Here is a 26,367-nt window from a genome sequence, read left to right as displayed (position 1 = left end):
CATGTCCTGAAACGCGGAACCTCCTCACGTCCCGAGCACGTCGTCGAGGAAGGTGGGCAGCGCCTGGGTGACGAGCCCCTCGCCCCGGCGCAGGGCGTGGTCGGCACCCGGCACGACGACGACCCGGCGGCCGGGCGCGTCCGGCGGCAGACCGAACGGGTCGCGCTCCCCCTGGACGACGAGCGCCGGGACGCCCGCACCGTCGAGCTCGGGCAGCCGGCTGCGCTCGGGCCTGCCCGGCGGGTGGACGGGGAACGCGAGCGCGACGACCGCGACCGCCCCGGCCGCGGTCGCCGTGCGGCAGGCGACCCGGGCGCCCGACGAACGCCCGCCCACGACGAGAGGGAGACGGCGCAGCCCCCGTCGTCCACGCACCGCGCGGACGGCGTCGAGCCAGGCGTCGTCGAGCTGGGCAGCCGGGGCGGGGGCGCGCCGTCCGGCGACCCGGTAGGGCTGCGTGAACAGGGCGACCAGCAGCCCGGAGGCGAGCGCCGTGTCACGCGCGGCGAGGAGGTCGCGCGCGTCCACGCCGCCGCCCGCCCCGTGCCCGAGCAGCAGCACCGCGCGCGGGACGCCGGACGGCCGCTCGAGGACGAGCTCCCCCGGTCCTTTGGCGGTAGCCACCTCGAGCCGGGTCGCGCGCGCCACGGCGCTCCTCTCCGCTCCGTGTCAGGCGCGGAGCGTCGCCCCGACCGCCTCGGCAGCCGCCGCGACGACGCCCTCGCGCACCCCGGCGATGTCCTCGGCGGTCAGCGTGCGGTCGGCGGCACGCAGCCGCAGCGAGAACGCGAGCGACTTCCTGCCCTCGCCGACCTGCGGCCCGGTGAAGACGTCGAAGAGCCGGAGGTCCTCGAGCAGCTCTCCCGCGCCCTGCGCGACCGCGGCGTGCACGTCCGCGGCGGGGACGGTGTCGTCGACGACGAGCGCCACGTCCTCCTTCGCGGCCGGGAACGCCGAGACCGGCGTGGCCTCGACCGGCTCGGCGGGTGCGGCTGCGAGCAGCACGTCGAGGTCGAGCTCGAACGCGACCGTGCGCGCCGGCAGGTCGAGGTTCTCCACGACCTGCGGGTGCAGCTCGCCCGCGTGCCCGACGAGCGTGCCGTCCGCGAGCGTGACCCTCGCGCACCGGCCGGGGTGCCACGGGCGCTCGTCCGGGCCCGCGGCGACGACGACGGGCACGCGCAGCGTGCCCGCGACGAGACGCACGGCCTCGACCGCGTCGGCCCAGTCGGCGCGGCGGCCCCCGCCCCACCAGCCCGTCGGGACGTGCTCGCCGGCCAGGACGCCCGCCACGTGGCGGGGCTGGTGGGGCAGCGCGTCCGCGAGGGCCGCGAGCTGTTCGGGCGTCGGGCGCGTGCCGCCGGGCAGCGACGGCGCGACCAGCGGGCCGTCGCCCGGCCGGGTCACGAGGCCCTGCTCGACGACGGCGACGTCCGTCAGCCCCCGGCCGACGTTGCGCCGCACGGCCTGCAGCAGCGTGACCAGCAGCGACGTGCGCATGGCGTTCTGCTCGTCGGACAGCGGGTTGAGCAGGCGGACCGCGCCCCGGCGTGGGTCGTCCGCGCCGACGAGCAGGGCGTCGAGCTGCGCGTCCGCGACGAACGGGTATGTCAGGACCTCGGTGAAGCCGGCGTCGGCCAGCGCGCGCGCGACGGCGCGACGCCCGCGCTGGGCGGACGTGAGGCCGGTCCCACCGGGCGCCGACGGCAGCACCGAGTCGATGTTGTCGTAGCCGTCGAGCCGCGCGACCTCCTCGACGAGGTCCGCGGGCGCACCGAGGTCGGGGCGCCAGGTCGGCGGGACGACGCGCAGCACCCCGGGCTCGCCCGCGTTCTCGACGCCGCAGCCGATCAGGGCGAGCAGCTCCCCGACGCGCTCGGGCGCGTACGCGACCCCGGTGAGGCGCTCCGCCTCGGCGACCGGGAAGAGGATCGGGGCGGGCGCCGTCGTGCGGTCGAGGTCGCTCACCGCAGGGTCCGCGGTGCCGCCGCCGTAGCGCACGAGCAGGTCGACGACGCGCTGCGCCGCGACGGGTGCCAGCTGCGGGTCGACCCCGCGCTCGAACCGCTTGGACGCCTCCGACGCCAGCTTGTGCCGCCGAGCGGCGCGAGCGATCGTCACCGGGTCGAAGTGGGCCGCCTCCACGAGCACGTCCGTCGTGGACGCGGTGACCTCGGTCGAGGCTCCGCCCATGACGCCCGCGAGCCCCAGGACGTGCGTGCCCTCGTCGCCGTCCGCGAGCCCCGGCGAGGCCGTGATGAGCAGGTCCTCCGGGTCGAGAGCGCGGTCGACGTCGTCGAGCGTGACGAGGTGCTCGCCCGGGCGCGCACGACGCACGACGATCGGCGCCTCGACCGTGGCGAGGTCGTAGCAGTGGGTCGGCTGGCCCAGGTCGAGCATCACGTAGTTCGACACGTCGACCGGCAGCGAGATCGGGCGCATCCCCGAGAGGGTCAGGCGACGCTGCATCCACTGGGGGCTGACCGCCGCAGGGTCGATGCCCCGCACGATCCGCGTGACGAACCGGTCGCAGCCGACCTGCCCGTAGACCGGGGCGTCGTCGGACACCTCGACGGGGAACCCGTCCGGGGTCGGCGACGGGAGCGGCGCGTCGAGCGCGCCCGGGAGCCCGGGGTCCGTGAAGCGTGCTCCGGTCGAGTGCGAGAACTCGCGCGCGACGCCCCGGTAGGAGAAGCAGTAGCCGCGGTCCGGCGTGACGTTGATCTCCAGGACCTTCTGGCCGAGGCCGAGCAGCGCGATCGCGTCCGAGCCAGGCGTGAGGTCGTGCCCCAGCTCCGCGGAGAAGCCGTGCTTCTCGAGCACGATGATGCCCTCGTGGTCCTGCCCGAGGCCGAGCTCGCGCGCGGAGCAGATCATCCCGTCCGAGACGTGCCCGTACGTCTTGCGGCTCGCGATCGGGAACGGGCCCGGGAGCACCGCGCCCGGCAGCGCGACGACGACCTCGTCGCCGACGACGAAGTTGTGGGCGCCGCACACGATGCCGCGCGGGACGCGTCGCTCGTCGTCGGTCCCAGCACCTTCGACCGCGTTGTGCTCGCCGACGTCGACCTGGCACCAGTTGATCGTCTTGCCGTTCTTCTGCGGCTCGGGCGACATCGCGACGACGCGCCCGACGACGACCGGACCGGTCACGTCGGTCCCGTGGATCGCCTCCTCCTCGAGCCCGACGCGCACGAGGTCCGCGGCGAGCTGCTCGGCCGTGAGGCCCTCGGGAAGCTCGGTGTGCTCACCGAGCCACTCGGTGACGACGTACGGCATCAGATCTCCGTCCCGAACTGGGCCGAGAAGCGGACGTCGCCCTCGACCATGTCGTGCATGTCAGCGATCGCGTGGCGCAGCATGAGCGTGCGCTCGATGCCCATGCCGAACGCGAAGCCCGAGTACTCCTCGGGGTCGATCCCTGCGGAACGCAGGACGTTCGGGTTGACCATCCCGCAGCCGCCCCACTCGATCCAGCCCGGACCGCCCTTCTTCTGGGGGAACCACAGGTCCATCTCAGCGCTGGGCTCGGTGAAGGGGAAGAAGCTGGGGCGCAGGCGCGTGCGCGCCTCCGGGCCGAACATCGCGCGGGCGAAGTGGTCGAGCGTGCCCTTGAGGTGCGCCATCGTGAGGCCCTTGTCGATCGCGAGGCCCTCGACCTGGTGGAACACGGGGGTGTGGGTCGCGTCGAGCGCGTCGGTGCGGAACACCTTTCCGGGGCACGCGATGTAGACCGGGACGCCGCGCTCGAGCAGGGTGCGCGCCTGGACGGGGCTCGTGTGGGTGCGCAGCACGAGGTTCGACGCGACGCCCGGCTCGCCCGAGTCGACGTAGAAGGTGTCCTGCATCTGGCGGGCCGGGTGGTCCGGGCCGAAGTTCAGGGCGTCGAAGTTGAACCACTCGGACTCGAGCTCGGGCCCCTCCGCGATCTCCCAGCCCATCGAGACGAAGTGGTCGGCGATGCGCTCCGACAGGAGCTCGAGGGGGTGCCGGGCGCCGCGGGCCGCGCGCTCGGTGGGGAGCGTCACGTCGACGGCCTCCTCGACGAGCACCCGGGCGGCACGTTCGGCCTCGAGCTCGGTCTGGCGGGCGGCGAGCGCCTGGTTCAGCCGGCCGCGGCGCGGGCCGACGAGCTTGCCGGCGCGGGCCTTGTCGGCCGGCTCCAGGCCTCCGATGGCACGGTTGGCGAGCGCGAGCGGGGAGCGGTCACCGGTGTGGGTGGTGCGCACCGCCTTGAGCGCCTCGAGGTCGGGCGCGGCGGCGACGTCCGCGAGCGCCGCGTCGAGGGCCGCGTCGAGGGCGGTCTCGTCGAGGGGCGACGGGGCTGCGGGCGCGTCCGCGGACGCAGCCGTCTGGGCTTCGGTTGCCTGGTCAGGGCTGGGCATGCGTGCCTCTCGTGACAGGTCCGTGGCTGGACCATCGGGGTCGGCGGGGGTGCTGGGGGATTCTATGCGGCCCGCTCGCGCCTCCGGCGTCGCAGCTCAGCGACGCGGCCCGCGAACGGGCCACGGAAATCGACGATCCGCTCCCGTGTGCACGACCTCATCGTCCCACACCACCACGCCGGGCGGCCGCTCTTTCCGCCACAATGCTCGCTTGCTAGCATGACGTCATGCACACCAACCCCAAGGCGCAGTTCAACGTCTATCTACCCCCGGAGCTCGTCCGCGAGGTCAAGCACCGCAGCATCGACGAGGGTCTCAGCCTGTCGGCCCTCGTCGAGCGTGCCCTGCGCGACTACCTGGCGACGCCCACCACAGAGGAGGACCGATGACCACCGCCACAGGACTCGTCGTCCGCCCGATCGTCTTCACGAGCCGCCCCGGTGCCTGGTTCGCCGTCGCCGCCGCCCTCGGTGCCCACCCCCTCGTCGACCACGGCGACTGGCACGTCCTCGCCCTGGCGTCCGGGCGCCTGGCCGTCCACGCCGTCCCGCCCGGCGACCCGCTCGACGGCACCCAGGTCCTCGGCTTCGAGAGCGACGACCTCGACGCCGTCGCGGCCGCCGTCGGCCGTCCCGTCGATGCCGACGCCGACGGACCCGGAGTCAGCGTGACCGGAGCGGACGGACTCCGGTTCCGGGTGCACGGCACGACGCCCGGATCGCCCGACGACGGCGCGGCGCCGGACGAGCGGACGATCGTGCTGCCGCTGTGGTACTCCCCCGCCGTCGCAGCTGCTGCAGGGACGCTCGAACGGCTCGGCCTGCGCCGTCGGATCGCTTCGGACGTCGGCGACTGGGTGGACCTCGTCGCCCCGGGCGGCGGCCTCGTCGCGGCGCACCGCGCCGACCGGCCGGGCGTGCAGATCTCCTTCGAGCACCCGGACGTCCACGCGCTGCCCGAACGGCTCGAGGTAGCCGGGATCGCCGCGACCGTGGTCGACGAGAGCTACGGCTTCAGCCTGCGGATCCCGAACCCCGACGCCGGCGTGGCGCCCGCCGTCCCGGCCGGCACCGAGATCTGGGTCAACCAGACGCAGACCGACCTCTACGGCTACACCCGGTCCTGACCAGGTGCGCACGGGCCACAGCGTCCGTCGAGGCGACCTCCTGCTGGGGTGTTCGCTCCTCGCGCTCGAGCTCGTCGGCGGCGTCCAATCCATCGCTCTCACCGCCGTGATCCCGACGGCAGTCGCGGACCTGGGCGCCACTCGCTGGTACGGCGCCGTAGTGGCCGCGCCACCCGCCGCGACCTTCCTTACCCTGCCCGCCGGGGCAGCCCTGGTCGCAAGGCTCCGGCTGGACCGGCTGTTCTGGGCCTTGACCCTCGCGAGCGTCGCAGGCAGCGCGCTGTGCGCCGCCGCCCGCACGCCGGCAACGCTGGTCGCCGGTCGGGTCGTCGTCGGGCTCGCAGGAGGCGCCCTGGCCAGCGTGTCGCTGTCCGCGGTCTCGCTCGCACTGCCCGACCGGTTCCGTCGCCTCGTCCTTGCGGGGTACAGCGTCGTCTGGGTCGGAGCCGCCCTCGTCGGACCCGCTTATACGGCCGTCGTCGCGGGAGCGTGGGGGTGGCGCTGGGCGTTCGTGGCCCACCTCCCCCTGCTCGTCGTCGCCCGCGGGGTCGCTGCGCGACGTCTGAGGTCGACGCCGCGCGGTGCACCCGGGGGCCGCTACCGGCCGGGCGCAGCCGCGCTCCTCGCGACGGGCGTCGCGGCCCTCGCGCTCGCGGCATCCTCGGCCTCGGGCGTTACATCCCCAGCCCGTCCCCTCGTCGTTGGCGCGGCGGCCGCGACGACCGTGCTGGTCGCGGCCGCCAGGCTGCTGCCACCGGGCGTCCTCCTCCCGCGGCCTGGACGACCGGCGCTCCTGGCTGTGCTGGGGCTCGTCACCGCCGCGTACTTCGGGGCCCAGGCCGTCCTGCCCGTGACCTTGCACGTGCTCGCGGGAGCCGGCGTCACGTCTGTCGCCGTCGTGACCGCGGCCGGCGGGTTCGGCTGGGCACTGGCCGGTGTCTGGTGCGGCGCCAGGCCCGCCGACGGCGCCGCGTACGTGGCGCGGTGCGCGGCCGGAGCGCTACTGGTCGCCGGCGGCACAGCGTCCACCGCCGTCACGGCCACAGGACGCGCGCCCGACCTGCTCGTCGTGACCACGGTCGGTTGGGCCGCGGCCGGCGCGGGCACCGGCATGCTGTACCTCGACACGCTTCGACGCGCCCTGGACACCGCGGGAGTCGATGGCGCGCCAACCCCTGCGGACGCGGCGACCGCGGCCAGCACCGTAGAGGCCGTCGCGACGGCGCTCGCCACGAGCGCGAGCGCCGGGATCGCCGGCAGCGCCCTATCGGCCGGCTCGTCCGGGCGTGGAGCGGTCGTGGTGCTCCTCCTCGCGTGTGCCGTCCTCGCCCTGCTCGCCGCGCTGGCAAGCCGGCGAGTCGGCTGAGACGTCAGGCTCCACCGAGTACGAGGGCTTCCGCCGAGTACGAGGGCAGATGGCTCGTACTCGGCGGAAACCCTCGTACTCGGCGCGCGCGTCAGGAGGGGGCGAACGCCCAGCGCTCCAGCTCGCGGTACAGCGGGCCGCCCTGCGGCCCCTCACCCGGGCGCGACTCGACGAGCGAGAACCCGTCGACCGTCCACGCCGGGCCGGCGTAGACCGCGAGCGCCCGGGCCGCAGGATCGAGCTGAGAGCGGTAGGCGTCGCGCGACCGGCTGACCTTGCTCCTGCCCCATCGGGCCCGGGCCACGGTGAGGTGGGCGCGGTGCGGGCGGACGTCGTCGGGCACCTCGCGGACGCTCGCCGCAAGGGCACCCTCGGCCAGCTCACGGAGCGCGTCCGTGGCGCCGTCGACGCCGACCCACAGCACCCGGCCCGCGAACGAGCCCGCGCCGCGGAGCCGCAGCTCGAACGGCGCGGCTGCGCGCGCGACGTCCCGCAGCGCCTCCGACAGCTCCGGGATCGCGCCCTCGGGGACGTCCGCGTAGAACGCGAGCGTCAGGTGCTGCGCGTCGCGCGGCACCCAGCGGGGCGACCCGCGGCGGCCGTCGGGAGCGTCGGGCAGGGTGCGCCCCGCCCCCACCGCGTCGAGCGCGAGGGCGAGGTGGTCGAGGACCGGGTCAGGCGGGAACACCGCCGCGAACAGGCGCACGCGACGATGCTGCCACGCCGACCGGCTCGCCCGGTGCGGCAGCTTCCGACCCCTCGGCGTCCGGTACCGGCGGCGACGGATCCACCACGGGCCCGACGGCGCGCAGCCACACCCGGTCGCCGGGACGCAGGTCGCGCAGTGCCGGGTCCGAACGGGAGCCGAGAACGTCGACGTCGCCAGAGCCGGGGACGTGTGCGACGAGCCGGGCCTCGAAGCCCACCCGGCGCAGCGACCCGACCTCCGCCTCGACGGCGCCCGGCTCCGCGGAGCCCAGCACCTCGACGTCGTGGGGGCGGACCAGGCCCCCGCCGAGCGCCGTCGTCGGGCCGAGGAACCGCATGACGAACTCGTTCGCGGGACGGTCGTAGATCTCGTCCGGCGTGCCGACCTGCTCGACCCGTCCCCCGTTGACGACGACGATCTCGTCCGCGACCTCGAGCGCCTCCGCCTGGTCGTGCGTCACGAACACGGTCGTGACGTGGACCTCGTCGTGCAGGCGCCGCAGCCACTGCCGCAGCTCCTTGCGGACGGTCGCGTCGAGGGCGCCGAACGGCTCGTCGAGCAGCAGCACCTTCGGCTCGACGGCGAGCGCCCGGGCGAGCGCCATGCGTTGACGCTGGCCGCCCGACAGCTCGGACGGCAGCCGGTCGGCGAACGCCTCGAGGTGCACGAGGTGGAGCAGCTCGTCGACGCGCGCCGCGATCTCGGCCTTGGGCCGCTTGCGGATCTCGAGGCCGAACGCGACGTTCCGCGCGACGCTCAGGTGGCCGAACGGGGCGTAGTGCTGGAAGACGAAGCCGACGTCACGCCGCCTCGCGGGCACCCGGGTCGCGTCCCGGTCGTCGATCACGACCGTCCCGGCGTCGGCCTGCTCGAGGCCGGCGACGACGCGCAGCAGCGTCGTCTTGCCACCGCCGGAGGGGCCGAGCAGCGCGGTGAGCGTGCCGGAACGGACGGTGAGGTCGACGTCGTCGAGCGCGACGAACGAGCCGAAGCGCTTGGTCAGCCCGCGGACCTGGATGCTCATCGGGTTCCTCCCTGGGAGCGGCGGAGCAGGCTCGTCGCGACGATGGTGAGGATCGCGACGGCCACGAGGACGAAGGTCACGGCATACGCCGCGTCGGGCTGCAGGAGGGTCTGGTAGAGCGTGTCGACGCGGAGCGTCGCGGTCTCGGTCTGGCCCTGGACGTTCCCCGAGACCACGAGGACCGCTCCGTACTCGCCGATGCTGCGCGCGAGGGCGAGCACGACGCCCGTCACGAGCGCCGTACGGATCCCGGGAAGGGTGATCCGCCAGAACCGCACCGGGGCGCTCGCGCCGAGCGACTCGGCGGCCTGCTCCTGGTCCGTCCCCCGAGCGACCAGCACGGGGGCGACGGCGCGGGTCACGAGCGGCATCGAGACGAACATCGTCGCGAGCACCATGCCGGGCACGGACAGGATCACCTGGAGCCCGAGCGACTCGAGCGCCGGCCCGAACCAGCCGGTGCTCCCGTAGACGAGGATCAGCGCGAGCCCGACGACGATCGGCGAGACCGACACCGGGAGGCCGAGGAGCGCGTCGAGGATGCGCATGCCCGGGAGCCCTGAACGCGTGATGAGGAAGGCGGCGACCGTCCCGAAGACCGTCGTGAGCGCCACCGAGACGAGCGCCACCTCCCCTGTCATGCGGAACGCGTGGACCGCCAGCGGGTCCGTGACGGCCGTGACGAACGCGCCGAGACCGGGCTTGAACGTGCGCCAGACGAGGACGCCGAGCGGCAGGACGACGAGCACTCCCACGTACGCGACGACGAGCGTCCGGACGACCCGGCGCCCCGTCCTGCGCTCGCCGACGGGCGCGGCGGTGGTGGTCTCAGCCATGACGACGCGCCCCCCTGCGGTGGAGGAGCTCGACCGCGACCAACACGAGGACGCTCACCGCGAGCAGCACGATCGCGAGCGACGCAGCCTGCTGCGTCGAGGTCACCGGGTTCGTGGCGTCCTCGAGCTTGCCGTAGATCAGGGCCGAGGCGACCTGGGTCTGCTTCGGGATGTTGCTCGAGATGAGCACGAGCGAGCCGTACTCGCCGAGCGCGCGGGCGAAGGCGAGCGACGCCCCGGACGCGATCGCGGGCACGATCACCGGGAGCACGACACGACGGAACACCGTCGGACCGGACGCCCCGAGCGACGCAGCGGCCTGCTCGGCGTCACGGTCGAGCGCCTCGAGCACCGGCTGGACGGTCCGGACCGTGAACGGCAGGGTCACGAACAGGAGGGTGACGAACAGCCCTACCCGGGTCCCCACCAGGTCGACCCCGACGGGCGACGCCGGACCATAGAGGGCGATCATCACGACGCCCGTGACGATCGTCGGGAGCGCGAACGGGACGTCGATCACGTGGTCGAGCAGCCGGGAGCCCCGGAACGGGTCTCGCACGAGCACCCAGGCGATCGTCGTGCCGACGACGCCGTTGACGACGGCCACCGCGAGCGCCAAGCCCGCGGAGAGCGCCAGCGCGGAGAGCGCGACGGGCGTCGTGACCGCGTCGGCGAACGCCGACCAGCCGCCCTGCGCTCCCGTCACCACGACGGCGGCGAGCGGGATCAGGACGACGAGGCTGAGCCACAGCGTGACGAGCCCGAGACCGGCCGCTGACGCCGGCCGGAGCACGCGCAGCCCGCGCCGCTCGCGCTCGGGGCGCGGCCGGGGGCCGGCCGTCGTCTCGGTGGAGACGACTGCCGGCCCTTGCGGCGCCGGGGCGACGACCGTCACGAGTCGCCCTCGATCGCGGTCACGAGGCCGCTGTCGCCGAAGAACTTCTTGTTCACCGCGTCCCAGCCGCCCAGGTCGGCGATGGTCGTCAGCTTCGCGACCTTGGGGAACGGGTGCGCGGGGTCGTTGGCTCCCTGGACCGTGCCGGCGTCGACGCTCGTGGAGACCGGCCGGAAGCCCTTGCTCGCGAAGATCTTCTGGCCGGCGTCGGACTTCACGAACGCGAGGAAGTCCTTGGCGGCCTTGGGCGCCGTCTTGGTGACGGCCGCCGGGTTCTCGATGAGGAAGGTGTCGTCGGGGACGACGTAGTCGACGTCGTTGCCGGCCTGGCGAGCGGCGATGGCCTCGTTCTCGTACGAGATGAGCACGTCGCCGGTCCCGCCGAGGAACTGGGTCAGTGCGACCGCGCCGCTCGACGCGCGCGAGACGGTGTTGGCGAAGAACTTCGTCAGGTAGGCCTTGGCGTCGGCCTCGGTCCCGCCCATGGCGAGCTCGTGCTCGTAGGCCGCGAGGAGGTTCCACTTGGCCGAGCCGGAGGACGCCGGGTCGGCGGTGACGATCTTCACGCCGGGTTCGACGATGTCGTCCCAGCCGGTGATGTGCAGCGGATTGCCCTTGCGGGTCACGATCACGACCACGGAGTCGGAGACGTTGCCCTGCGTGGCGTCCGAGCTCCAGCCCGCGTCGACCTTGGCGGGCACGAGGTTCTGGACGTCAGGCCCGACCGAGAAGGCGACGTAGTCGGCCTTCTGCCCGGCGGCGACGGCCTTCGACTGCGAGCCGCTCGCGCCGAACGACGAGGTGAAGGTGACGCCCTTGCCCGCGTCGGTCTTCTGGAACGCGGCTTCGAGGGCGTCGTAGGCGGGCTGCGGCACGGAGTACCCGACGACGGCGACCTTGTCGGCCGCCGAGCTCGACCCCGAGCACGCGGCGAGTCCCAGTGCGAGGGCGGCCGTCGTGGCGACGACGGCGGCTCGGGCAGCGGGGCGCAGAGGCGTGCGGCTCATGGAAGTTCGTCCTTCGGACTCGGGGGATCGCCCCGGCGGCGCCGGGGTGCCCCCACTCAACCGTTCTTGACCGCTTCGATCAAGAATGAGTCCAGCAGGCGGACGTTTGTCTCACGATCTGGGGAACGTTACGAAGCCTCTCCAGGGACGCTGGGACGCGGCGGCGTGCGGCCGATCCCCGCCCCGACCCGGCGACCGTTCGGGCGGGTCCGCCAGGCATCCTCGTCGTCGATCAGCGCGGCGACGTCCGGCGGCATCGTCCCCGCCGCGAGGTCGTGCAGGGTCACCTCGTCCAGGACCGTCCGTATCGACGCCCGCAGCGCGACCCACAGGTCGCGCACGGAACCCGCCGCTCCCCCGTAGGCGACGTCCTCCACGTGGCTGCCCGCGACGTTCGCGAGCGGACCGTCGATCGCGCGGACGACGTCCGCCACCACGATCCGGTCCGGCGAGGCGGCCAGCCGGTACCCGCCGTCGGACCCGCGACGGCTCTCGACCAGGCCTGCCTGCTTGAGCTCGTTGAGGAGCACGAGGACGAACGAGAGCGACAGCTCCTGCGCCTCGGCGACCGTCGTCGCCTTGATGTACGGCGTCCCCGCCTCGTGCCGCGCAGCGAGCTCTACGCAGGCGCGGACTGCCGTGTCGGTCTTCGAGGAGATGCGCACGTCGCCATTATCCGGGCTCAGCGCTGGGCGCGGCTCGACGCGTAGAGGCAGACGGTCGCAGCCGTCGCGAGGTTGAGCGACTCCGCGTGCCCACGGATCGGCACCCGGACGCTCGCGTCGGCGAGCGACAGCTCGGCGTCCGACAACCCCTGCGCCTCGGTGCCGAACAGCCAGGCCGTGGGCGCGCGCAGGTCGGTGCCCCCGTCGGCGGGGGCGAGCTGTCCCCCGATCCCGACGGCACGGTCCGCGAGGTCGTCGAGGTCGTGGTCGCCGCCGCCGTCGGCGGCCAGCACCGTGAGGCCCGCCCGGCGCAGCGCCGCGACGGCCTCGTCCACCGGGACACCCGTGACCACCGGCAGGTGGAACAGGGAACCCGCCGTGGACCGGACGACCTTGGGGTTGAACGGCTCGACCGAACCCTCCGTCAGCACGACGGCGTCCGCCCCCGCGGCGTCGGCGGCGCGGATCACGGTGCCGGCGTTGCCGGGGTCGCGGACCGACGAGAGCAGTGCGACGAGCCGCGGCGTGGACGCCGCACGTCCGTGAGGCGCCTGGCCCACCGCGCCGCGCAGCACGTCGTCGAGCGACGACTGCCAGGTCTGCGCGACGGCGAGAACACCCTGGGCGTCCGCGCTCATCGCGGCCAGGACGTCATCGGCGGTCTCGTGCAGCCACAGGCCCGCTCCGCGGGCCGCGTCGACGATCTCGGGGTAACGCTCGGCGGCGGCATCCGTGAGGTAGAGGTCGACGACGCGCTCCGGCGCGAACCTGACCGCCTCACGCACGGCCTGCGGGCCCTCGACGAGGAACCGCCCCGTGCGCGAACGCACGGAACGCCCGGCCAGCGCCCGCACCTGCCGCACCCGGTCGCTGCGCGGGTTGCGCAGCGCGGGGGCAGGGACGGACGCCGACCGGGCGTCCGCGGGGCGCGCGCCCGGCGCGCGCCCCTGAGGTCCGCGGGTCAGGCCGCAGCCTTGGGCGCGTTGACGTCCGCCGGCAGGGCGTCCTTGGCGACCTGGACGAGAGCGTTGAACGTCGCGACGTCGTTGACGGCCAGGTCCGCGAGCACGCGGCGGTCCACCTCGACACCAGCGGCCTTGAGGCCCTGGATGAGGCGGTTGTAGGTCAGGCCCTGGGCGCGGGACGCAGCGTTGATGCGCTGGATCCACAGCTTGCGGAAGTCACCCTTGCGCGCCTTGCGGTCGCGGTAGGAGTAGACGAGCGAGTGGGTGACCTGCTCCTTGGCCTTGCGGTACAGACGCGAGCGCTGGCCGCGGTAGCCGCTGGCGCGCTCGAGGGTCGTACGGCGCTTCTTCTGGGCGTTGACCGCCCGCTTCACGCGTGCCACGTGATGCTCCTTGGGGTTCGGGGCTCAGGGTGTGAGGGTCGAGCCCGGCGGGGCTCGAGCTCCGGCCGGCGGGTCACGCCGGCCCGGGACTCACTTGCCGAGCAGCTTCTTGATCTTCTTGGCGTCGGCGGGGGCGACGACCTGGTCCTGCGCCAGACGGCGGGTGCGGCGGCTCGACTTGTGCTCGAGGTAGTGCCGGGCGTTGGTCTGCTCGCGCATGAGCTTGCCGCTCCCGGTGCTGCGGAACCGCTTCTTCGCGCCGGAGTGCGTCTTGTTCTTCGGCATGGCTGCCGTCTCTCCTCGGGTCTGGCCGGGCACCGGACGGTGCCCGACGGGTGCGGGCCGCGCGAACGCGACCCATGTCATGGGTTCAGCCCTTGGCTGCTCCGCCGCCCGGACGTGCGCCGGGGCGCGGCGTGGGCTTGGGCGCCGCCGCGCGCGGCGCGCTCGGCCGGGGAGCCGGGGCGGCGGGCTTCGGTGTGGCCGTGGGCTTGGGTGTCGCGGGCTTCGGGGTCGTCGCGGCGGGCTTCGCAGCAGCAGCGGGCTTCGCAGCAGCGGCAGGCTTCGCGGCAGCAGCGGGCTTCGCGGCAGCGGGCTCGGCGACGGCCGGCTCGGCTGCGACGGGCGCGACCGGCTCGGAGGTCGGCTCGACGGCCGCGGACTCCGCGACAGGAGCGGCAGCGGCAGGCGCGACGGGCTCGTTCGGCGCCTCGTCCACGACCTCCTGGTCCGTCGCGTCGGTCGCACGCTCGGCAGCCTTGCGCTCGGACTTCGTCATACGACCCGCGTCGATCTCGGTCGAGCGGCGACGCTGCTCCGTCTTGGCGTCGGCCTTCTTCTTGACCGGGCCGAGCACCATCGTCATGTTGCGCCCGTCCTGCTTGGGCGAGCTCTCGACGAAGCCCAGGTCCGCGACGTCCTGCGCGAGACGCTGGAGGAGGCGCATGCCCATCTCCGGGCGCGACTGCTCGCGACCGCGGAACATGATCATGACCTTGACCTTGTCGCCGGCCGAGAGGAAGCGGACGACATGGCCCTTCTTCGTCTCGTAGTCGTGCGGGTCGATCTTCAGGCGGAACCGGATCTCCTTGAGGACCGTGTTCGCCTGGTTGCGCCGGGCCTCGCGCGCCTTCATGTCGGCTTCGTACTTGAACTTGCCGAAGTCCATGAGCTTGCACACGGGCGGGCGGGCGTCGGGGGCGACCTCGACCAGGTCGAGATCGGCGTCCTGCGCAAGACGCAGGGCAACCTCGGTGCGGACGACTCCGACCTGCTCCCCGTCGGGACCGATGAGTCGGACCTCGGGGACACGGATCCGATCGTTGATGCGAGGCTCGCTGATGTCTGGCTCCTTGGCAGTCGTGATGGCCGACCCCCAGGAACGGGAAAGGCCCCCGAACCTGGACACAGGTGGGAGCCGTCGCCGAGCCGCCGGCTCCCGACGGGGGCCGCAGCACGGAACCGGGCCGCTCCTCGAGGAAGCTGCCCGGCGACTGACCCGGCCTCCGTCGCGGCCGAAGCCGTCGGTCGAGACCCGGGTGGGACGAATCCACTTGCGCACTCGCACCTCGGATCCGTTGCCGGAGCCGCGCACGAGTCGGTCAGCCATCGAGTCTACCAGAGGACGAGGAGGGTCCGGACGCCCGGCCGAGCCCCGGGCTGCGTCGTCGGACGCCCGCCTCCCGGGTGGGACGATGGTGCCATGAGCACCGACTCCCCGCGCCCAGCCGACGACGTCGCGCAGGCCACCCGCGACATCGCCGACGTCAACGCCGTCGAGGTCATCACCACCGCGGCCGTCCACCTCATGAGCGCCGCCGCCGTGAAGTGCGGCCTCGCGGAGGACGCCGACGCGCAGGAGCACCTCGACCTCGACGAGGCCCGCAAGCTCATCAACGCGCTCGCCGCGCTCGTGACCGCGAGCGCTCCCGACGTCGGCAACCAGCACGCCCGCTCGCTGCGCGACGGCCTCCGCTCGCTCCAGCTCGCGTTCCGCGAGGCGTCGGTCTACCCGGACGCGCCGGGCGAGGGCCCGGGCGAGAAGTTCACGGGCTCGGTGGTCTGAGCCGCCCGACCCGGACGATCTCGGGCGGGGTCGAGACGGACCCGCCATACGCGTGGCCGTGCGAGCAGCGCACGGGCACGAGCATGCCGCCGGAGCCCTCCGTCCAGCACGAGCCGACCCCCGTCGAGACGTGGGCGTCGCTTCCGGGCCTCCCCACGACGCCCTCTCAGACTCGAGGTGGGCGGTCGCCGCGCGCGTCGGCGCGCCGCTGCGCCCGGCTGCTCGTAGCGTGGGCGCCATGAGCGATGACGAGCGCGAATGGACCCCTGATCTCGGCCGCCTCACGCAGGCCGCCGACGACGCCTTCACGGTCGGACGCGTGTTCGGCCAGGCCTACGAGCACCAGGGGACGCTCGTCATCCCCGTGGCACGCGTCCTGGGCGCGGCCGGCACCGGCGCGGGCGGCGGTGCCGGCAACGGCTCCGGTGCGGCGAGCGGCAACGGCTCCGGGCACGGCACGGGCCACGGGTCCGGGGACGGGACCGGGCGAGGCTCGGGGCGCGGCAGCTTCTCGTTCCTTCGCCACGGCTCCGTGGCGGCGAGCCGACGGATCGGCTCAGCCGAGGACGCGCCCACCGAGGACCCGGCCAGCGAGTCGGTGGACGCCCCCGAGGCGCTGGGCACGGGCGACGTCCGCCCCGGCAACGAGAGCGGCGCGAACGGTGACGCCCACGCCGAGGCGAAGGGCGACCTGCAGGCCGAGGCGCGAGGCGAGGCCACCGGTGAGGCACGAGGCGACGCCCGTGGTGAGGGCGGGGCCGGCGGGGGCGCCTACGGCGTCCGCGTCAAGCCCGTCGGCGTCGTGGTCGTGGAGAACGGGTCCACCCGTTGGATCCCGGTCTTCGACCTCAACCGGACGATCGTCGGCGGCCAGGCGGTCGCTGCCGTCGCCGCGGTCGCGCTCGCCTGGGCGATCGGGCGCCGTCGACGCTGAGGCCGCGAGCGCAGCGCGTTCAGCCGCGCGCCGCGCCGATCCGCAGCTCGAGCGAGTCGACGCGCTCGCCGACGACCTCGCTCGCACCGAGCCGCGCGTTGACCGCGGCCAGCACGGCGTCGAGACCGGCACGGTCCAGGCCCGGGTCGAGGCGCAGCACGACCGCGACCTCGGCCGTCCGGCCGGGCACGGCGTCGACGCTCGCCACGTGCTGGAGAGGCGCCACAGCGGACGTCACCGCCTGGACGACCTCCGCGTCGACGACGCCGTCCTCGACGGCCGGTCTCCAGGGCTTGCCCTGCGCGAGCGCCCACACCGCCGGCCGCGGGACCAGGACCGTCGCCGGCCCCGCCGGGTCGACGACGAGCAGCGACCAGTCCTCGCTGACGGCGGAGAGCGCGGCCCGCGGCGCCTCGACGGGCACGGGGCGCGCGTCGGGGCGCCACGACGTCATCGCCGCCACCGATGTGAAGACGGGAAGCGCGCGACGGCCGTCGGGAGCCTCGAGCGCCACCACCCCGGCGGACGCCTCCTTGTCGACGTGGAGGCCGTCCTCGGTCTCGCCGAGCTCGCCGAGCTCGGCCAGCACCGGCACGAGCACCCGGGTCGCGGCCAGACGCGCGACGACGTCGCGCAGGGACTCCCGGCCCGCGACGTGGCCCGCGAGGAGGCGGGCCAGCTCGGGGTCGGCGGAGCCGTCGTCGCCCGCGAACCCGGACGACGGCGGGAGCGCCCGCCCCGCGGCGCTCACGGGCGGCCCGCGACGTCGAGCGCCTGGGGCAGCGTGAAGGCGCCCGCATAGAGGGCCTTGCCGACGATCGCACCCTCGACCCCGGCGGGGACGAGCGAGCGCAGCGCCTCGAGGTCCGCGAGGCTCGAGATGCCGCCCGACGCGACGACCGGCGACGCCGTGCGGGCCGCGACGTCGCGCAGCAGGTCGAGGTTCGGGCCGCGCAACGTCCCGTCCTTGGTCACGTCGGTCACGACGTACCGCGAGCAGCCTGCCGCCTCGAGCCGGTCGAGGACCTCCCACAGGTCCCCGCCCTCCTGCGTCCAGCCGCGGGCGGCGAGCGTGGTCCCGCGCACGTCGAGGCCGACGGCCACGCGGTCGCCGTGCTCGGCGATGACGCGCGCGGTCCACTCGGGGTTCTCGAGGGCCGCAGTCCCGAGGTTGACGCGACGGCAGCCGGTCGCGAGCGCGCGCTCGAGGCTCGCGTCGTCGCGGATGCCGCCCGAGAGCTCGACCTGGACGTCGAGGCGCCCGACGACCTCGGCGAGGAGCTCGGCGTTCGAGCCCCGGCCGAACGCGGCGTCGAGGTCCACGAGATGGACCCACTCGGCGCCGCCGGTCTGCCAGTCGAGCGCGGCGGTCAACGGGTCGCCGTACGACGTCTCCGAGCCGGCCGCGCCCTGGACGAGGCGCACGGCCTGGCCGTCCGCGACGTCGACGGCGGGCAGCAGCACGAGGCGATCGGTCATCGAGGGTGCTCCAGGGGTTTCGGGACCGGCGGACCGGTCGGGGTGCTTCGGGGGGATCGGTCGGAGGGCACGAGCGAGGGACGGGGCGACGCCCGTCAACGCAGGGTCGCGACCCAGTTCTCGAGCAGGTGCGCGCCGGCGTCGCCGGACTTCTCCGGGTGGAACTGCGTCGCGGCGAGCGGACCGTTCTCGACGGCCGCCACGAACCGGTCGCCGTGCGTGGCCCAGGTGACGAGCGGCCGGATCGTGCTGCGCGCGAACGGCGAGTCCTCGGGGATGTCGGCCTCGAGCGGGAACTCGTGCGCGGCGTACGAGTGCACGAAGTAGAAGCGTTCGCGCTCGACGCCGGAGAAGAGCCGCGAGCCCTCTGCGGCCTCGACGTTCGCCCAGCCCATGTGCGGGACGACGGGGGCGTCGAGGCGCCGGACGGTCCCGGGCCACTCCCCCATGCCCTCGGTCACGACGCCGTGCTCGTCGCCCGCCTCGAACAGGATCTGCATGCCCACGCAGATCCCGAGCACGGGCCGGCCGCCCGCGAGCCGTCGTCCGACGACCTCGTCGCCGCGCACCGCACGCAGCCCCGCCATGCAGGCGGCGAACGCGCCGACACCGGGCACGACGAGCCCGTCCGCCTCCTGCGCACGCGCACGGTCGTCGGTCAGCTCGACGTCAGCGCCCACGCGCTCGAGCGCGCGCACGGCCGAACGGACGTTGCCGAAGCCGTAGTCGAGGACGACGACGCTCGGGCGCTCGTTCGGGCCGCTCATTCGGCCTTCTTCCGGTCGCGGCGCGCGGCGCGCCCGGCCTTGGTCATCATCCGCATGGCCTTGAGCCGGCCGACCCCGACGCTCGTGACCACGTCCGGGAAGTCGTCGACGGTCTCGGTGCCGAGCAGCAGGTTGGTGAGCCCCTCGGGGGCGCCGTCGAGCGCGAGACCCGCGGCGAGCTCGTCCCCGACCGCGCCGTCGCGCCACGTGTGGGCGGCGATCTGGCCGTCGCGGTGCACGAGCAGCACGGCCGGGAGCCCGGGCGTGGCGCGCGTGATCGTCGCGGCCACCTGCTCGGGGCCGTCGACGGACGTGTCACGGCACCAGACCAGTACCCCGACGCCCGACAGCACGGCGTCGACGGGGAGACCGGCGATCGCGCAGATCGCGGCCACGGGCTCCGCGGCGCCGAGCTGGGTGACGACGACGGCGCGCACCGGCTGGGCGGCGGACTCCGCGGCGGGTTCGGGGACGCTCTCCGCGCTCACAGCGCACCCTTCGTCGACGGGACGCCCTCGACGCGGGGGTCGAGAGCGACCGCGGCCCGCAACGCACGGGCGAGCGCCTTGAACTGCGCCTCCACGATGTGGTGGGGGTCGCGGCCCGCCAGCACGCGCACGTGCACGCAGATGCCGGCGTGGTACGCGAGCGACTCGAGGACGTGCCGGGTCAGGGAGCCGGTGAAGTGCCCGCCGATCAGGTGGTACTCCTGGCCCTCCGGCTCGCCGGAGTGCACGAGGTAGGGCCGGCCCGACACGTCCACGACCGCGAGCGCGAGCGCCTCGTCGAGGGGGACGGTCGCGTCGCCGAAGCGCGCGATGCCGCGCTTGTCCCCGAGCGCCTGGCGCAGCGCCTCCCCGAGCACGATCGCCGTGTCCTCGACCGTGTGGTGCACGTCGATGTGGGTGTCGCCCGTGGAACGCACCGTGAGGTCGAAGAGCGCGTGCTTGCCGAGCGCCGTGAGCATGTGGTCGAAGAACGGGACGCTCGTCGAGACGTCCGTCCGGCCCGTCCCGTCGAGGTCGAGCTCGACGACGACGCTCGACTCGCTCGTCGCACGCTCGACGCGCGCGGCGCGGTGCCCCGGCCCGCCCGGCTGCGGCGCGCCGGGCACCGTCCCGGCCGCGTCCGTGGTCGGTGCGCTCATCGTGCCTCCTCCAGTCCGGCCACCCGCACGAGGGCGGCCTTGAACGTCTCCATCTCCTGCGGCGTGCCGACCGACACCCGCAGCCATCCCTCGGGCCCGACCTCGCGGATCAGCACGCCCTCGTCGAGCATCCCCTGCCAGACGGCGTGGCGGTCGGCGAAGCGCCCGAACAGCACGAAGTTCGAGTCGGAGTCGGCGACGTCGAGCGGACGACCGTCGAGGAGACGTCCGCGCAGCCACGCGGCGGTCGCGTCACGCTCGGCCCGCAGCGACCCGATCTGGGCCATGAGCTCGTCGGAGTGCTCGAGCGCCGCGCGCGCGACCGCCTGGGTCACCGCCGACAGGTGGTACGGCAGCCGCACGACGCGCAGCGCGTCGACCAGCTCCCGCGACGCCGCCAGGTACCCGACGCGCGCGCCGGCCATCCCGAACGCCTTCGACATGGTGCGGGCGACCGCGAGGTTCGGTCGGTCGGCCAGCAGCTCGAGCGCGCTCGGCACGCCGCGGCGCCGGAACTCGCCGTAGGCCTCGTCGACGACCACCACGGGCGACGCGCCCCGCGCGCCGTCGACCTCGACGCGGGCGGCGGCGTCGAGCACGGCCTCGACCGTGGCGAGCGGCAGCGCCGTGCCGGTCGGGTTGTTGGGGCTCGCGAGCAGGATCACGGCGGGCCGGACCTCCGCGATCGTCTCCGCCGCGTAGACCGGGTCGAGCGTGAAGTCCTCCTCGCGCCGGCCCGCGACCCAGCCGGTCATCGCGTCGCGCGCGTACTCGGGGTACATCGAGTACGTGGGCGCGAACGACAGGACGGAGCGGCCCGGGCCGCCGAAGGCCTGGAGGAGCTGGAGCATGACCTCGTTGGAGCCGTTCGCGGCCCAGAGCTGCTCGGGCTCGAGCCGGACCCCGGACTCGACGGCCAAGTAGTCGGCCAGATCCGCGCGCAGATCCAGGAACTCGCGGTCGGGGTAGCGGTTGAGCCCGTGCGCCGCCTCGGTGACCCGCCGCGCGACGCTCGCGACCACGGCGTCCGACGGCGGGTACGGGTTCTCGTTCACGTTGAGCAGCACCGGCACGTCGAGCTGCGGAGCGCCGTACGGCACCTCGTCCGCGAGGTCGGCACGCAGGGGCAGCCGCCCGCCGCCCGCGTCGCGCGTCGCGTCGTGGCGCCGCGCGCCCGGGGCGGACGGCACGGACGACGGCGCAGGCAGCGTAGGAGTCACGAGGCCAGTCTACGGAGGACCCCCGGGGCACCGACGTGACGTCCGGCACGCGGGCACCTCACCTGCCCGTGCACCGGGGTCACGCCGCGCGGAAGGTCGGCCACGGTGCCACCGTGGACGAGGGCCCTCCGAAGGACGGGGCGGCCGACGGAGACGGGGCCCCCGGCGGCCGGGTGGCCCGATCCAAGGAGGTCGACGTGTCCACCATGCGTGCCGCCGTCGTGCACGGCTTCACCGACCCGCTCTCGATCGACGAGATCGAGGTCCCCACCCCCGGACCGTTCGAGGCGCTCGTCAAGGTCGACTACACCGGCGTGTGCCACACGGACCTGCACGCCGCGCACGGGGACTGGCCCGTCAAGCCGAGCCCGCCCTTCGTCCCCGGGCACGAGGGCGTCGGGACGGTCGTCGCCGTCGGCGACTCCGTGACCCGTGTGAAGGTCGGCGACACGGTCGGCAACGCGTGGCTGTGGTCGGCGTGCGGCGAGTGCGAGTACTGCGAGACGGGCTGGGAGACCCTCTGCCCGAACCAGAAGAACGGCGGCTACTCGGTCGACGGCTCGTTCGGCCAGTACATGCTCGTGGACTCGCGGTACTGCCCGGTCATCCCTGACGGGGTCGACCTGTCCGCCGTCGGGCCCATCCTCTGCGCGGGGGTCACGGTCTACAAGGGCCTCAAGACGACCGACACGAAGCCCGGCGAGTGGGTGCTGATCTCCGGCATCGGCGGGCTCGGGCACATCGCCGTCCAGTACGCCGTCGCGATGGGGCGCCGCGTCGCTGCCGTCGACGTCGCCGACGACAAGCTCGAGCTCGCGCGCAAGCACGGCGCCGAGGGCACGGTGAACGCGGCCACGTCGCCCGACGCCGCCGCGGAGCTCCAGGAGAAGACGGGCGGCGGCGTGCACGGCGCGCTCGTGACGGCCGTCAACGCGCACGCGTTCCCGCAGGCCGTCGGGGCGCTGCGCCGCGGGGGCACGGTGTCGCTCGTCGGGCTGCCGCCGGACCAGTTCCCGCTCGACATCTTCACGACCGTGCTGTTCGGGCTGACCGTCCGGGGCTCGATCGTCGGCACGCGCAAGGACATGAGCGAGGCCCTCGACTTCTTCGCGCGCGGGCAGATCCACCCCACGTACACGGTCCGGCCGCTCGACGACGTCAACGCCGTCTTCACCGCGATGGAGGAAGGCGGCATCGACGGGCGAGTCGTCATGGACATGTCCTGACCACCGCCGCCCGCCGCTGCCCTCCCCTCGGGCTGTGGACGACTGCGGGCACGTCGGGGGCCGCCCGTAGAGTCGACCGGGTGAACGAGCCGACGACGCAGCCCACGCCCGCCGCCCCGACCGCCCCCGGCACCGACCGCGCCGGCCTGCGCGAGGAGGCCGAGGGCGTCCTGCGTGCGCTCGTCGGGCGCGACGACGTGGCGCTGCGCGAGGACCAGTGGCGCGCGATCGAGGCCCTCGTCGCGGACGCGCGGCGCGCGCTCGTCGTGCAGCGCACCGGCTGGGGGAAGTCGGCGGTCTACTTCGTCGCGACCGCGCTGCTGCGCGCCCGCGGCGCCGGGCCGACCGTGCTCGTCTCCCCGCTGCTCGCGCTCATGCGCGACCAGGTCGGCGCGGCGCGGCGAGCGGGGATCCGGGCCGTGACCATCAACTCCTCGAACGTCACCGAGTGGGACGAGATCCACGCGGCGATCGCCGCGGGCGAGGTCGACGTGCTGCTCTGCTCGCCCGAGCGCCTCAACAACCCGGGGTTCCGCGACGGCGTCCTTCCCCGGCTGGCCGCCGACGCCGGGCTCGTGGTGGTCGACGAGGCGCACTGCGTCTCCGACTGGGGCCACGACTTCCGGCCCGACTACCGGCGCATCCGCACCCTGCTCGCCGACCTGCCCGCGGGCATCCCCGTGCTCGCGACCACCGCGACCGCGAACGCGCGGGTCGTCGCGGACGTCGCCGAGCAGCTCGGCGTGCGCGCGGACGGCACGGTTCCGGGGCCGGGAGCGGATGTCCTGGTGCTGCGCGGCGCGCTCGACCGCGAGTCGCTCCACCTGGCGGTCGTCGACCTGCCCGACCCCTCGACCCGGCTCGCGTGGCTCGCCGAGGTCCTGCAGGACGCGCCGGGCTCCGGGATCGTCTACTGCCTGACCGTGTCGCAGGCCGAGCAGGTCGCGAGCCAGCTCCGCGCGACCGGCCTCGCCGTCGCCGCGTACACGGGGCAGACCGACCCCGCCGAGCGCGAGGCCCTCGAGGCCGACCTCAAGGAGAACCGCGTCACCGCGCTGGTGGCGACCAGCGCGCTCGGCATGGGCTTCGACAAGCCCGACCTGGCGTTCGTGATCCACCTCGGGGCACCGTCGTCGCCCATCGCCTACTACCAGCAGGTCGGGCGAGCGGGACGCGGGGTGGAGCGGGCCGTCGTCGTGCTGCTGCCCGGCACGGAGGACCAGCGCATCTGGGAGTACTTCGACTCGCTCGGCTTCCCGCCCGAGCCGAAGGTGCGCGTCGTGCTCGACACGCTCGCCTCGGCACCCGAGGGCGGGCCGATGTCCGTCGCCCAGCTCGAGACGCACGTCGACCTCAAGCGTTCGCGCCTCGAGCAGATGCTCAAGGTGCTCGACGTCGACGGCGCGGTCCGGCGCGTCCAAGGCGGCTGGGTCGCGGCCGGACGGCCGTGGGAGTACGACGCCGACCGGTACGCGCGGGTGGCGGAGACCCGCGCGGACGAGCAGCGGGCGATGGTCGACTACGAGCGCACGACCGGCTGCCGCATGGCCTTCCTGCGCGCGGTCCTCGACGACCCCGAGCTCCAGCCGGGGTGGCGGTGCGGCCGCTGCGACCGGTGCGGCGGCGTCGAGCTCCCGGGCGCGCCGGACCCCGACGCCGTGGCCGAGGCACGCCACGACCTCGACCGGCCCGGCGTCGAGATCGTCGCGCGCCGGCAGTGGCCCAGCGGCATGGACGCGCTGGGCCTCGACCTGCGCGGGCGGATCGACCCCGACGAGCGCGCCGAGACCGGGCGCGCGGTCGCCCGCCTCGACGGTCTCGGCTGGTCCGGCCCGCTGCGCGACCTGTTCACGCCCACGACGTCCGACGGCGAGACGCCGGTGCCGCTGCGCACCGCGGCCGTCCGGGTGCTCGACGACTGGCTGGTGCCCGACGGCGCGGGGACCGTCGACTGCGTCGTCGGGATCCGTTCGGCGACCCGACCCCAGCTCGTCGCGCACCTCGCGGGCGGGCTCGCCCGGTACCTCGGCGTGCCCGTCGCCGGGTCCGTCGGTCCGGTCGTCGGGCGCGAGGAGCCCGGCAGCCACGACGTGAACTCCGCCGCGCGGCTCGCGGGCGTGGTCCGGCGCCTCGGCCCCGACGAGGGGCTCGACGTCACCGGCAAGCGCGTGCTGCTCGTCGACGACCGCACCGACTCCGGCTGGACGCTGACCGTCGTGGCGCGGGCGCTGCGCCGCGCTGGCGCCACCGCGGTGCTGCCGTTCGTGCTCGCGGTGGGCTGACGCGCCGCCCGCGCCGGCGACGGTCAGCCGACGACGACCTGCCCGTCCTGGACCGACGCCTTCAGCACCTGGAGGGGCTTCTTCGCGGGCCCGTGCGTCACCTTGCCGGTCAGGTCGAACGTCGAACCGTGGCACGGGCACTCGAGGTCGCCCTGGCCCGGGACCACGCCGCAGCCCATGTGGGTGCAGATCGCCGAGAGCACGTGCACGTCGCCGGCGGTCGGCTGGGTCACGAGGATCTGCGCGCCCGCCGGGAGCTTGGCCGAGACCGCGCCTCCGACGGGGACGTCCGCGAGCTGCGCCACGGGCGCCGGGGTGGACGGTGCCGTGATCTGCACGTCGCCGGTCCCGCCCGGGCTGCACGCCGCGAGCGCGACGGCCGCCGCACCCGCGCCGGCCCCGGCGAGCACGGCGCGTCGGGAGACCCCGCCGCAGCAAGGACCGGGCTTCTCGGTCATGCGTGTCCCCCGTCGGTCGCGGTGGTCTCGAAGCGAGCACGGACGGCCTCGCCGTGCGCGGGCAGGTCCTCGGCGTCGGCCACGGCGACGATCCGGTCCGCGAGCTCGCCGAGCGCGTCGCGTGAGTACTCGACGACGTGCACGGCCCGCACGAAGCTGTGCACCCCGAGCCCGCTCGACGAGTGCGCCGCCCCGCCGGTGGGCAGCACGTGGTTCGACCCGGCCATGTAGTCACCGAGCGACACGGGGGCGTAGGGCCCGACGAAGATCGCGCCCGCGCTCCGGACCCGGTCCGCGAGCACGGATGCGTCGGCGGTCTGGAGCTCGAGGTGCTCGGCGCCGTACGCGTCGACGACCTCGAGACCCTGCTCGACGTCGTCCACGAGCACGATCGCCGACTGCGAGCCCGCGAGCGCCTCGGCCACGCGCTCGGCGTGCTTCGTGGCGCCGGCGCGGACTGCGACCCGGTCCTCGACGGCGTCGGCGAGCGCCTCGCTCGGGGTCACGAGGACGGCGGCCGCCATGGGGTCGTGCTCAGCCTGGCTGACGAGGTCGGCCGCGACGTGGTCCGCGTCCGCGGTGTCGTCCGCGAGGACCGCGATCTCCGTGGGGCCGGCCTCCGCGTCGATGCCGACGACGCCGCGCACGAGGCGCTTGGCCGCGGCGACGTAGACGTTGCCCGGGCCGGTCACGACGTCGACGGGCTCGCAGAGCACCCCGCCGTCCTGCGGCTCCGTCCCGCGCGCACCGTAGGCGAGCATGGCGACGGCCTGCGCCCCGCCCACGGCGTACACCTCGTCGACGCCGAGCAGCGCGCACGCGGCCAGGACCGTCGGGTGCGGAAGCCCCGCGTTCTCGCGCTGCGGGGGCGAGGTCACGACGAGCTCGGCGACGCCCGCCTCCTGAGCGGCGACGGCGTTCATCACCACGGTCGACGGGTACACGGCGAGCCCGCCCGGCACGTAGAGGCCGACGCGGCGCACGGGGACCCAGCGCTGGCGCACCCGGGCGCCGTCGGCGAGCTCGACCGTGTGCTCGGCCGGGCGCTGGGCCGCGTGGACGGCGCGGACGCGGCGGATCGCCTCCTCGAGCCCGGCGCGGACGTCGGGGTCGAGCCCCTCGAGCGCGTCGGCGAGCGCTGCCGTCGGGACCCGCAGATGCTCGGGCCTGACGCCGTCGAACCGCTCCGCGAGGTCACGCAGCGTGGCGGCGCCGTGCTCACGCACCTGCGCGATGATCGGCGCCACGCGCTCGGCGGCGTCCTCGACGCGCACCTCGGCGCGCGGCAGGGCGTCGGTCAGCTCGCGGCGGGACAGCGTGCGGCCCCTCAGGTCGATGCGCTGGATCACGTGTCGAGCATAGTGCGGCGGTCCTGCGCACCGGCCCGGCGTCCAGGGCGCGAGCAGGCGGATGCCACCGGGTGCGGGA

General features: G+C 74.7%; 28 protein-coding genes. 7 read left to right on the top strand and 21 right to left on the bottom strand.

All coding sequences use genetic code 11. The features are described 5' to 3' along the window. Positions 1–24: 24 nt before the first annotated feature. The 3 genes from KDY119_RS07675 to pheS are packed head-to-tail and all read right to left on the bottom strand — an operon-like array spanning position 25 to position 4,385. Entirely contained in the window at positions 25–648 is a 624-nt protein-coding gene (locus KDY119_RS07675; protein ID WP_153022149.1) for an alpha/beta hydrolase family protein, read from the bottom strand. A gap of 21 nt (positions 649–669) precedes the next feature. Continuing rightward, positions 670–3,279, bottom strand: coding sequence for a phenylalanine--tRNA ligase subunit beta (gene pheT / locus KDY119_RS07670; protein WP_153022148.1), 2,610 nt, complete (start codon positions 3,277–3,279; stop codon positions 670–672). After that, positions 3,279–4,385: a phenylalanine--tRNA ligase subunit alpha gene (pheS, locus tag KDY119_RS07665; protein WP_036951258.1), complete on the bottom strand. Its 1,107-nt coding sequence runs from the start codon at positions 4,383–4,385 to the stop codon at positions 3,279–3,281. Before pheS ends, pheT begins: the two co-directional genes overlap by 1 nt. 227 nt (positions 4,386–4,612) lie before the next feature. On the opposite strand from pheS, the gene KDY119_RS07660 reads away from it, so the two are divergent. The 3 genes from KDY119_RS07660 to KDY119_RS07650 are packed head-to-tail and all read left to right on the top strand — an operon-like array spanning position 4,613 to position 6,877. Further along, positions 4,613–4,774: a ribbon-helix-helix domain-containing protein gene (locus tag KDY119_RS07660; RefSeq protein WP_036951259.1), complete on the top strand. Its 162-nt coding sequence runs from the start codon at positions 4,613–4,615 to the stop codon at positions 4,772–4,774. Continuing rightward, entirely contained in the window at positions 4,771–5,511 is a 741-nt protein-coding gene (locus tag KDY119_RS07655; RefSeq protein ID WP_036951261.1) for a hypothetical protein, read from the top strand. The genes KDY119_RS07660 and KDY119_RS07655 overlap by 4 nt, the downstream gene beginning before the upstream one ends. Before the next feature lie 4 nt (positions 5,512–5,515). After that, positions 5,516–6,877, top strand: coding sequence for an MFS transporter (locus KDY119_RS07650; RefSeq protein ID WP_036951263.1), 1,362 nt, complete (start codon positions 5,516–5,518; stop codon positions 6,875–6,877). A 91-nt stretch (positions 6,878–6,968) separates the two neighbouring features. Here the strand turns inward: KDY119_RS07650 and thpR are convergent, their stop codons facing one another. The 10 genes from thpR to infC all read right to left on the bottom strand — a co-directional run bounded on the left by thpR (position 6,969) and on the right by infC (position 14,769). Further along, positions 6,969–7,583: an RNA 2',3'-cyclic phosphodiesterase gene (gene thpR, locus KDY119_RS07645; protein WP_036951265.1), complete on the bottom strand. Its 615-nt coding sequence runs from the start codon at positions 7,581–7,583 to the stop codon at positions 6,969–6,971. Further along, the gene (locus KDY119_RS07640; protein WP_083890906.1) at positions 7,552–8,610 is read right to left on the bottom strand and encodes a sulfate/molybdate ABC transporter ATP-binding protein; all 1,059 of its coding nucleotides are present in this window, start codon (positions 8,608–8,610) and stop codon (positions 7,552–7,554) included. The genes thpR and KDY119_RS07640 overlap by 32 nt, the downstream gene beginning before the upstream one ends. Then, positions 8,607–9,446 (bottom strand): sulfate ABC transporter permease subunit, encoded by an 840-nt coding sequence (locus KDY119_RS07635; RefSeq protein WP_036951267.1) that lies wholly within the window; start codon positions 9,444–9,446, stop codon positions 8,607–8,609. The genes KDY119_RS07640 and KDY119_RS07635 overlap by 4 nt, the downstream gene beginning before the upstream one ends. Then, the gene (locus KDY119_RS07630; RefSeq protein ID WP_227994564.1) at positions 9,439–10,341 is read right to left on the bottom strand and encodes an ABC transporter permease; all 903 of its coding nucleotides are present in this window, start codon (positions 10,339–10,341) and stop codon (positions 9,439–9,441) included. Before KDY119_RS07630 ends, KDY119_RS07635 begins: the two co-directional genes overlap by 8 nt. Then, positions 10,338–11,348: an extracellular solute-binding protein gene (locus KDY119_RS07625; RefSeq protein ID WP_036951271.1), complete on the bottom strand. Its 1,011-nt coding sequence runs from the start codon at positions 11,346–11,348 to the stop codon at positions 10,338–10,340. Before KDY119_RS07625 ends, KDY119_RS07630 begins: the two co-directional genes overlap by 4 nt. Positions 11,349–11,476: 128 nt before the next feature. Beyond that, a complete protein-coding gene (locus KDY119_RS07620; RefSeq protein ID WP_051136624.1) occupies positions 11,477–12,013 on the bottom strand; it encodes an RrF2 family transcriptional regulator in 537 nt (178 codons plus the stop codon). Positions 12,014–12,030: 17 nt separating this feature from the next. After that, positions 12,031–12,900 carry a TrmH family RNA methyltransferase gene (locus KDY119_RS07615; protein WP_036952461.1) on the bottom strand — a complete coding sequence of 290 codons (870 nt, stop codon included), beginning with the start codon at positions 12,898–12,900 and terminating at the stop codon, positions 12,031–12,033. Positions 12,901–12,974: 74 nt separating this feature from the next. Continuing rightward, positions 12,975–13,361 (bottom strand): 50S ribosomal protein L20, encoded by a 387-nt coding sequence (gene rplT, locus KDY119_RS07610; protein WP_036951273.1) that lies wholly within the window; start codon positions 13,359–13,361, stop codon positions 12,975–12,977. A 90-nt stretch (positions 13,362–13,451) separates the two neighbouring features. Then, positions 13,452–13,646: a 50S ribosomal protein L35 gene (gene rpmI, locus KDY119_RS07605; RefSeq protein WP_036951275.1), complete on the bottom strand. Its 195-nt coding sequence runs from the start codon at positions 13,644–13,646 to the stop codon at positions 13,452–13,454. Positions 13,647–13,731: 85 nt separating this feature from the next. Next, positions 13,732–14,769, bottom strand: a complete 1,038-nt coding sequence (gene infC, locus KDY119_RS19355; protein WP_322619644.1) for a translation initiation factor IF-3 — start codon at positions 14,767–14,769, stop codon at positions 13,732–13,734. 294 nt (positions 14,770–15,063) lie between these two features. Between infC and KDY119_RS07595 the strand changes: the two genes are divergently transcribed. Together KDY119_RS07595 and KDY119_RS07590 are read left to right on the top strand one after the other, a co-directional pair. Next, positions 15,064–15,426: a DUF1844 domain-containing protein gene (locus tag KDY119_RS07595; protein ID WP_036951276.1), complete on the top strand. Its 363-nt coding sequence runs from the start codon at positions 15,064–15,066 to the stop codon at positions 15,424–15,426. A gap of 238 nt (positions 15,427–15,664) precedes the next feature. After that, positions 15,665–16,360, top strand: a complete 696-nt coding sequence (locus KDY119_RS07590) for a spore germination protein GerW family protein (RefSeq protein ID WP_153022147.1) — start codon at positions 15,665–15,667, stop codon at positions 16,358–16,360. A gap of 19 nt (positions 16,361–16,379) precedes the next feature. Here KDY119_RS07590 and KDY119_RS07585 read toward each other — a convergent pair whose 3' ends face one another. From KDY119_RS07585 to KDY119_RS07560, 6 genes are all read right to left on the bottom strand, one after another. Beyond that, complete coding sequence (locus KDY119_RS07585; protein ID WP_153022146.1) at positions 16,380–17,111, bottom strand: SseB family protein; 732 nt, start codon at positions 17,109–17,111, stop codon at positions 16,380–16,382. Beyond that, positions 17,108–17,839 (bottom strand): bifunctional 1-(5-phosphoribosyl)-5-((5-phosphoribosylamino)methylideneamino)imidazole-4-carboxamide isomerase/phosphoribosylanthranilate isomerase PriA, encoded by a 732-nt coding sequence (priA, locus tag KDY119_RS07580; protein WP_153022145.1) that lies wholly within the window; start codon positions 17,837–17,839, stop codon positions 17,108–17,110. Before priA ends, KDY119_RS07585 begins: the two co-directional genes overlap by 4 nt. Positions 17,840–17,934: 95 nt before the next feature. After that, positions 17,935–18,606 (bottom strand): imidazole glycerol phosphate synthase subunit HisH, encoded by a 672-nt coding sequence (hisH, locus tag KDY119_RS07575; protein WP_036951285.1) that lies wholly within the window; start codon positions 18,604–18,606, stop codon positions 17,935–17,937. Beyond that, the gene (locus KDY119_RS07570) at positions 18,603–19,094 is read right to left on the bottom strand and encodes a hypothetical protein (RefSeq protein ID WP_051136626.1); all 492 of its coding nucleotides are present in this window, start codon (positions 19,092–19,094) and stop codon (positions 18,603–18,605) included. The genes hisH and KDY119_RS07570 overlap by 4 nt, the downstream gene beginning before the upstream one ends. After that, complete coding sequence (gene hisB, locus KDY119_RS07565) at positions 19,091–19,753, bottom strand: imidazoleglycerol-phosphate dehydratase HisB (protein ID WP_153022144.1); 663 nt, start codon at positions 19,751–19,753, stop codon at positions 19,091–19,093. Before hisB ends, KDY119_RS07570 begins: the two co-directional genes overlap by 4 nt. Further along, positions 19,750–20,943 (bottom strand): histidinol-phosphate transaminase, encoded by a 1,194-nt coding sequence (locus KDY119_RS07560; protein WP_153022699.1) that lies wholly within the window; start codon positions 20,941–20,943, stop codon positions 19,750–19,752. The genes hisB and KDY119_RS07560 overlap by 4 nt, the downstream gene beginning before the upstream one ends. 236 nt (positions 20,944–21,179) lie before the next feature. Between KDY119_RS07560 and adhP the strand changes: the two genes are divergently transcribed. Then, positions 21,180–22,199, top strand: coding sequence for an alcohol dehydrogenase AdhP (gene adhP / locus KDY119_RS07555; protein ID WP_051136745.1), 1,020 nt, complete (start codon positions 21,180–21,182; stop codon positions 22,197–22,199). Between the two features lie 80 nt (positions 22,200–22,279). After that, on the top strand, positions 22,280–24,481 hold the full coding sequence (locus KDY119_RS07550; protein WP_153022143.1) for a RecQ family ATP-dependent DNA helicase: 2,202 nt from the start codon (positions 22,280–22,282) through the stop codon (positions 24,479–24,481). A 23-nt stretch (positions 24,482–24,504) separates the two neighbouring features. Here KDY119_RS07550 and KDY119_RS07545 read toward each other — a convergent pair whose 3' ends face one another. Continuing rightward, positions 24,505–24,939, bottom strand: coding sequence for a QcrA and Rieske domain-containing protein (locus KDY119_RS07545; protein WP_153022142.1), 435 nt, complete (start codon positions 24,937–24,939; stop codon positions 24,505–24,507). Next, complete coding sequence (gene hisD, locus KDY119_RS07540; RefSeq protein ID WP_153022141.1) at positions 24,936–26,288, bottom strand: histidinol dehydrogenase; 1,353 nt, start codon at positions 26,286–26,288, stop codon at positions 24,936–24,938. The genes KDY119_RS07545 and hisD overlap by 4 nt, the downstream gene beginning before the upstream one ends. Positions 26,289–26,367: the final 79 nt, after the last annotated feature.

The sequence above is a fragment of the Luteimicrobium xylanilyticum genome, assembly GCF_009429125.1.
In the GTDB taxonomy this organism is placed as follows: domain Bacteria; phylum Actinomycetota; class Actinomycetes; order Actinomycetales; family Cellulomonadaceae; genus Luteimicrobium; species Luteimicrobium xylanilyticum.
Note: the sequence above shows the minus strand (reverse complement) of the source record. Positions and strands in the feature narration are given on the sequence as shown.

Excerpts from the sequence above, each read along its gene's own strand:
- hisB (WP_153022144.1), bottom strand. The coding sequence starts at position 19,753 with ATGAGCGCACCGACCACGGACGCGGCCGGGACGGTGCCCGGCGCGCCG.
- KDY119_RS07660 (WP_036951259.1), top strand. The coding sequence starts at position 4,613 with ATGCACACCAACCCCAAGGCGCAGTTCAACGTCTATCTACCCCCGGAG.
- adhP (WP_051136745.1), top strand. The coding sequence starts at position 21,180 with ATGCGTGCCGCCGTCGTGCACGGCTTCACCGACCCGCTCTCGATCGAC.
- pheS (WP_036951258.1), bottom strand. The coding sequence starts at position 4,385 with ATGCCCAGCCCTGACCAGGCAACCGAAGCCCAGACGGCTGCGTCCGCG.
- hisH (WP_036951285.1), bottom strand. The coding sequence starts at position 18,606 with ATGAGCGGCCCGAACGAGCGCCCGAGCGTCGTCGTCCTCGACTACGGC.
- rpmI (WP_036951275.1), bottom strand. The coding sequence starts at position 13,646 with ATGCCGAAGAACAAGACGCACTCCGGCGCGAAGAAGCGGTTCCGCAGC.
- KDY119_RS07595 (WP_036951276.1), top strand. The coding sequence starts at position 15,064 with ATGAGCACCGACTCCCCGCGCCCAGCCGACGACGTCGCGCAGGCCACC.
- KDY119_RS07640 (WP_083890906.1), bottom strand. The coding sequence starts at position 8,610 with ATGAGCATCCAGGTCCGCGGGCTGACCAAGCGCTTCGGCTCGTTCGTC.
- priA (WP_153022145.1), bottom strand. The coding sequence starts at position 17,839 with ATGACCGATCGCCTCGTGCTGCTGCCCGCCGTCGACGTCGCGGACGGC.
- KDY119_RS07625 (WP_036951271.1), bottom strand. The coding sequence starts at position 11,348 with ATGAGCCGCACGCCTCTGCGCCCCGCTGCCCGAGCCGCCGTCGTCGCC.
- KDY119_RS07655 (WP_036951261.1), top strand. The coding sequence starts at position 4,771 with ATGACCACCGCCACAGGACTCGTCGTCCGCCCGATCGTCTTCACGAGC.
- KDY119_RS07545 (WP_153022142.1), bottom strand. The coding sequence starts at position 24,939 with ATGACCGAGAAGCCCGGTCCTTGCTGCGGCGGGGTCTCCCGACGCGCC.
- KDY119_RS07590 (WP_153022147.1), top strand. The coding sequence starts at position 15,665 with ATGAGCGATGACGAGCGCGAATGGACCCCTGATCTCGGCCGCCTCACG.
- pheT (WP_153022148.1), bottom strand. The coding sequence starts at position 3,279 with ATGCCGTACGTCGTCACCGAGTGGCTCGGTGAGCACACCGAGCTTCCC.
- KDY119_RS07635 (WP_036951267.1), bottom strand. The coding sequence starts at position 9,446 with ATGGCTGAGACCACCACCGCCGCGCCCGTCGGCGAGCGCAGGACGGGG.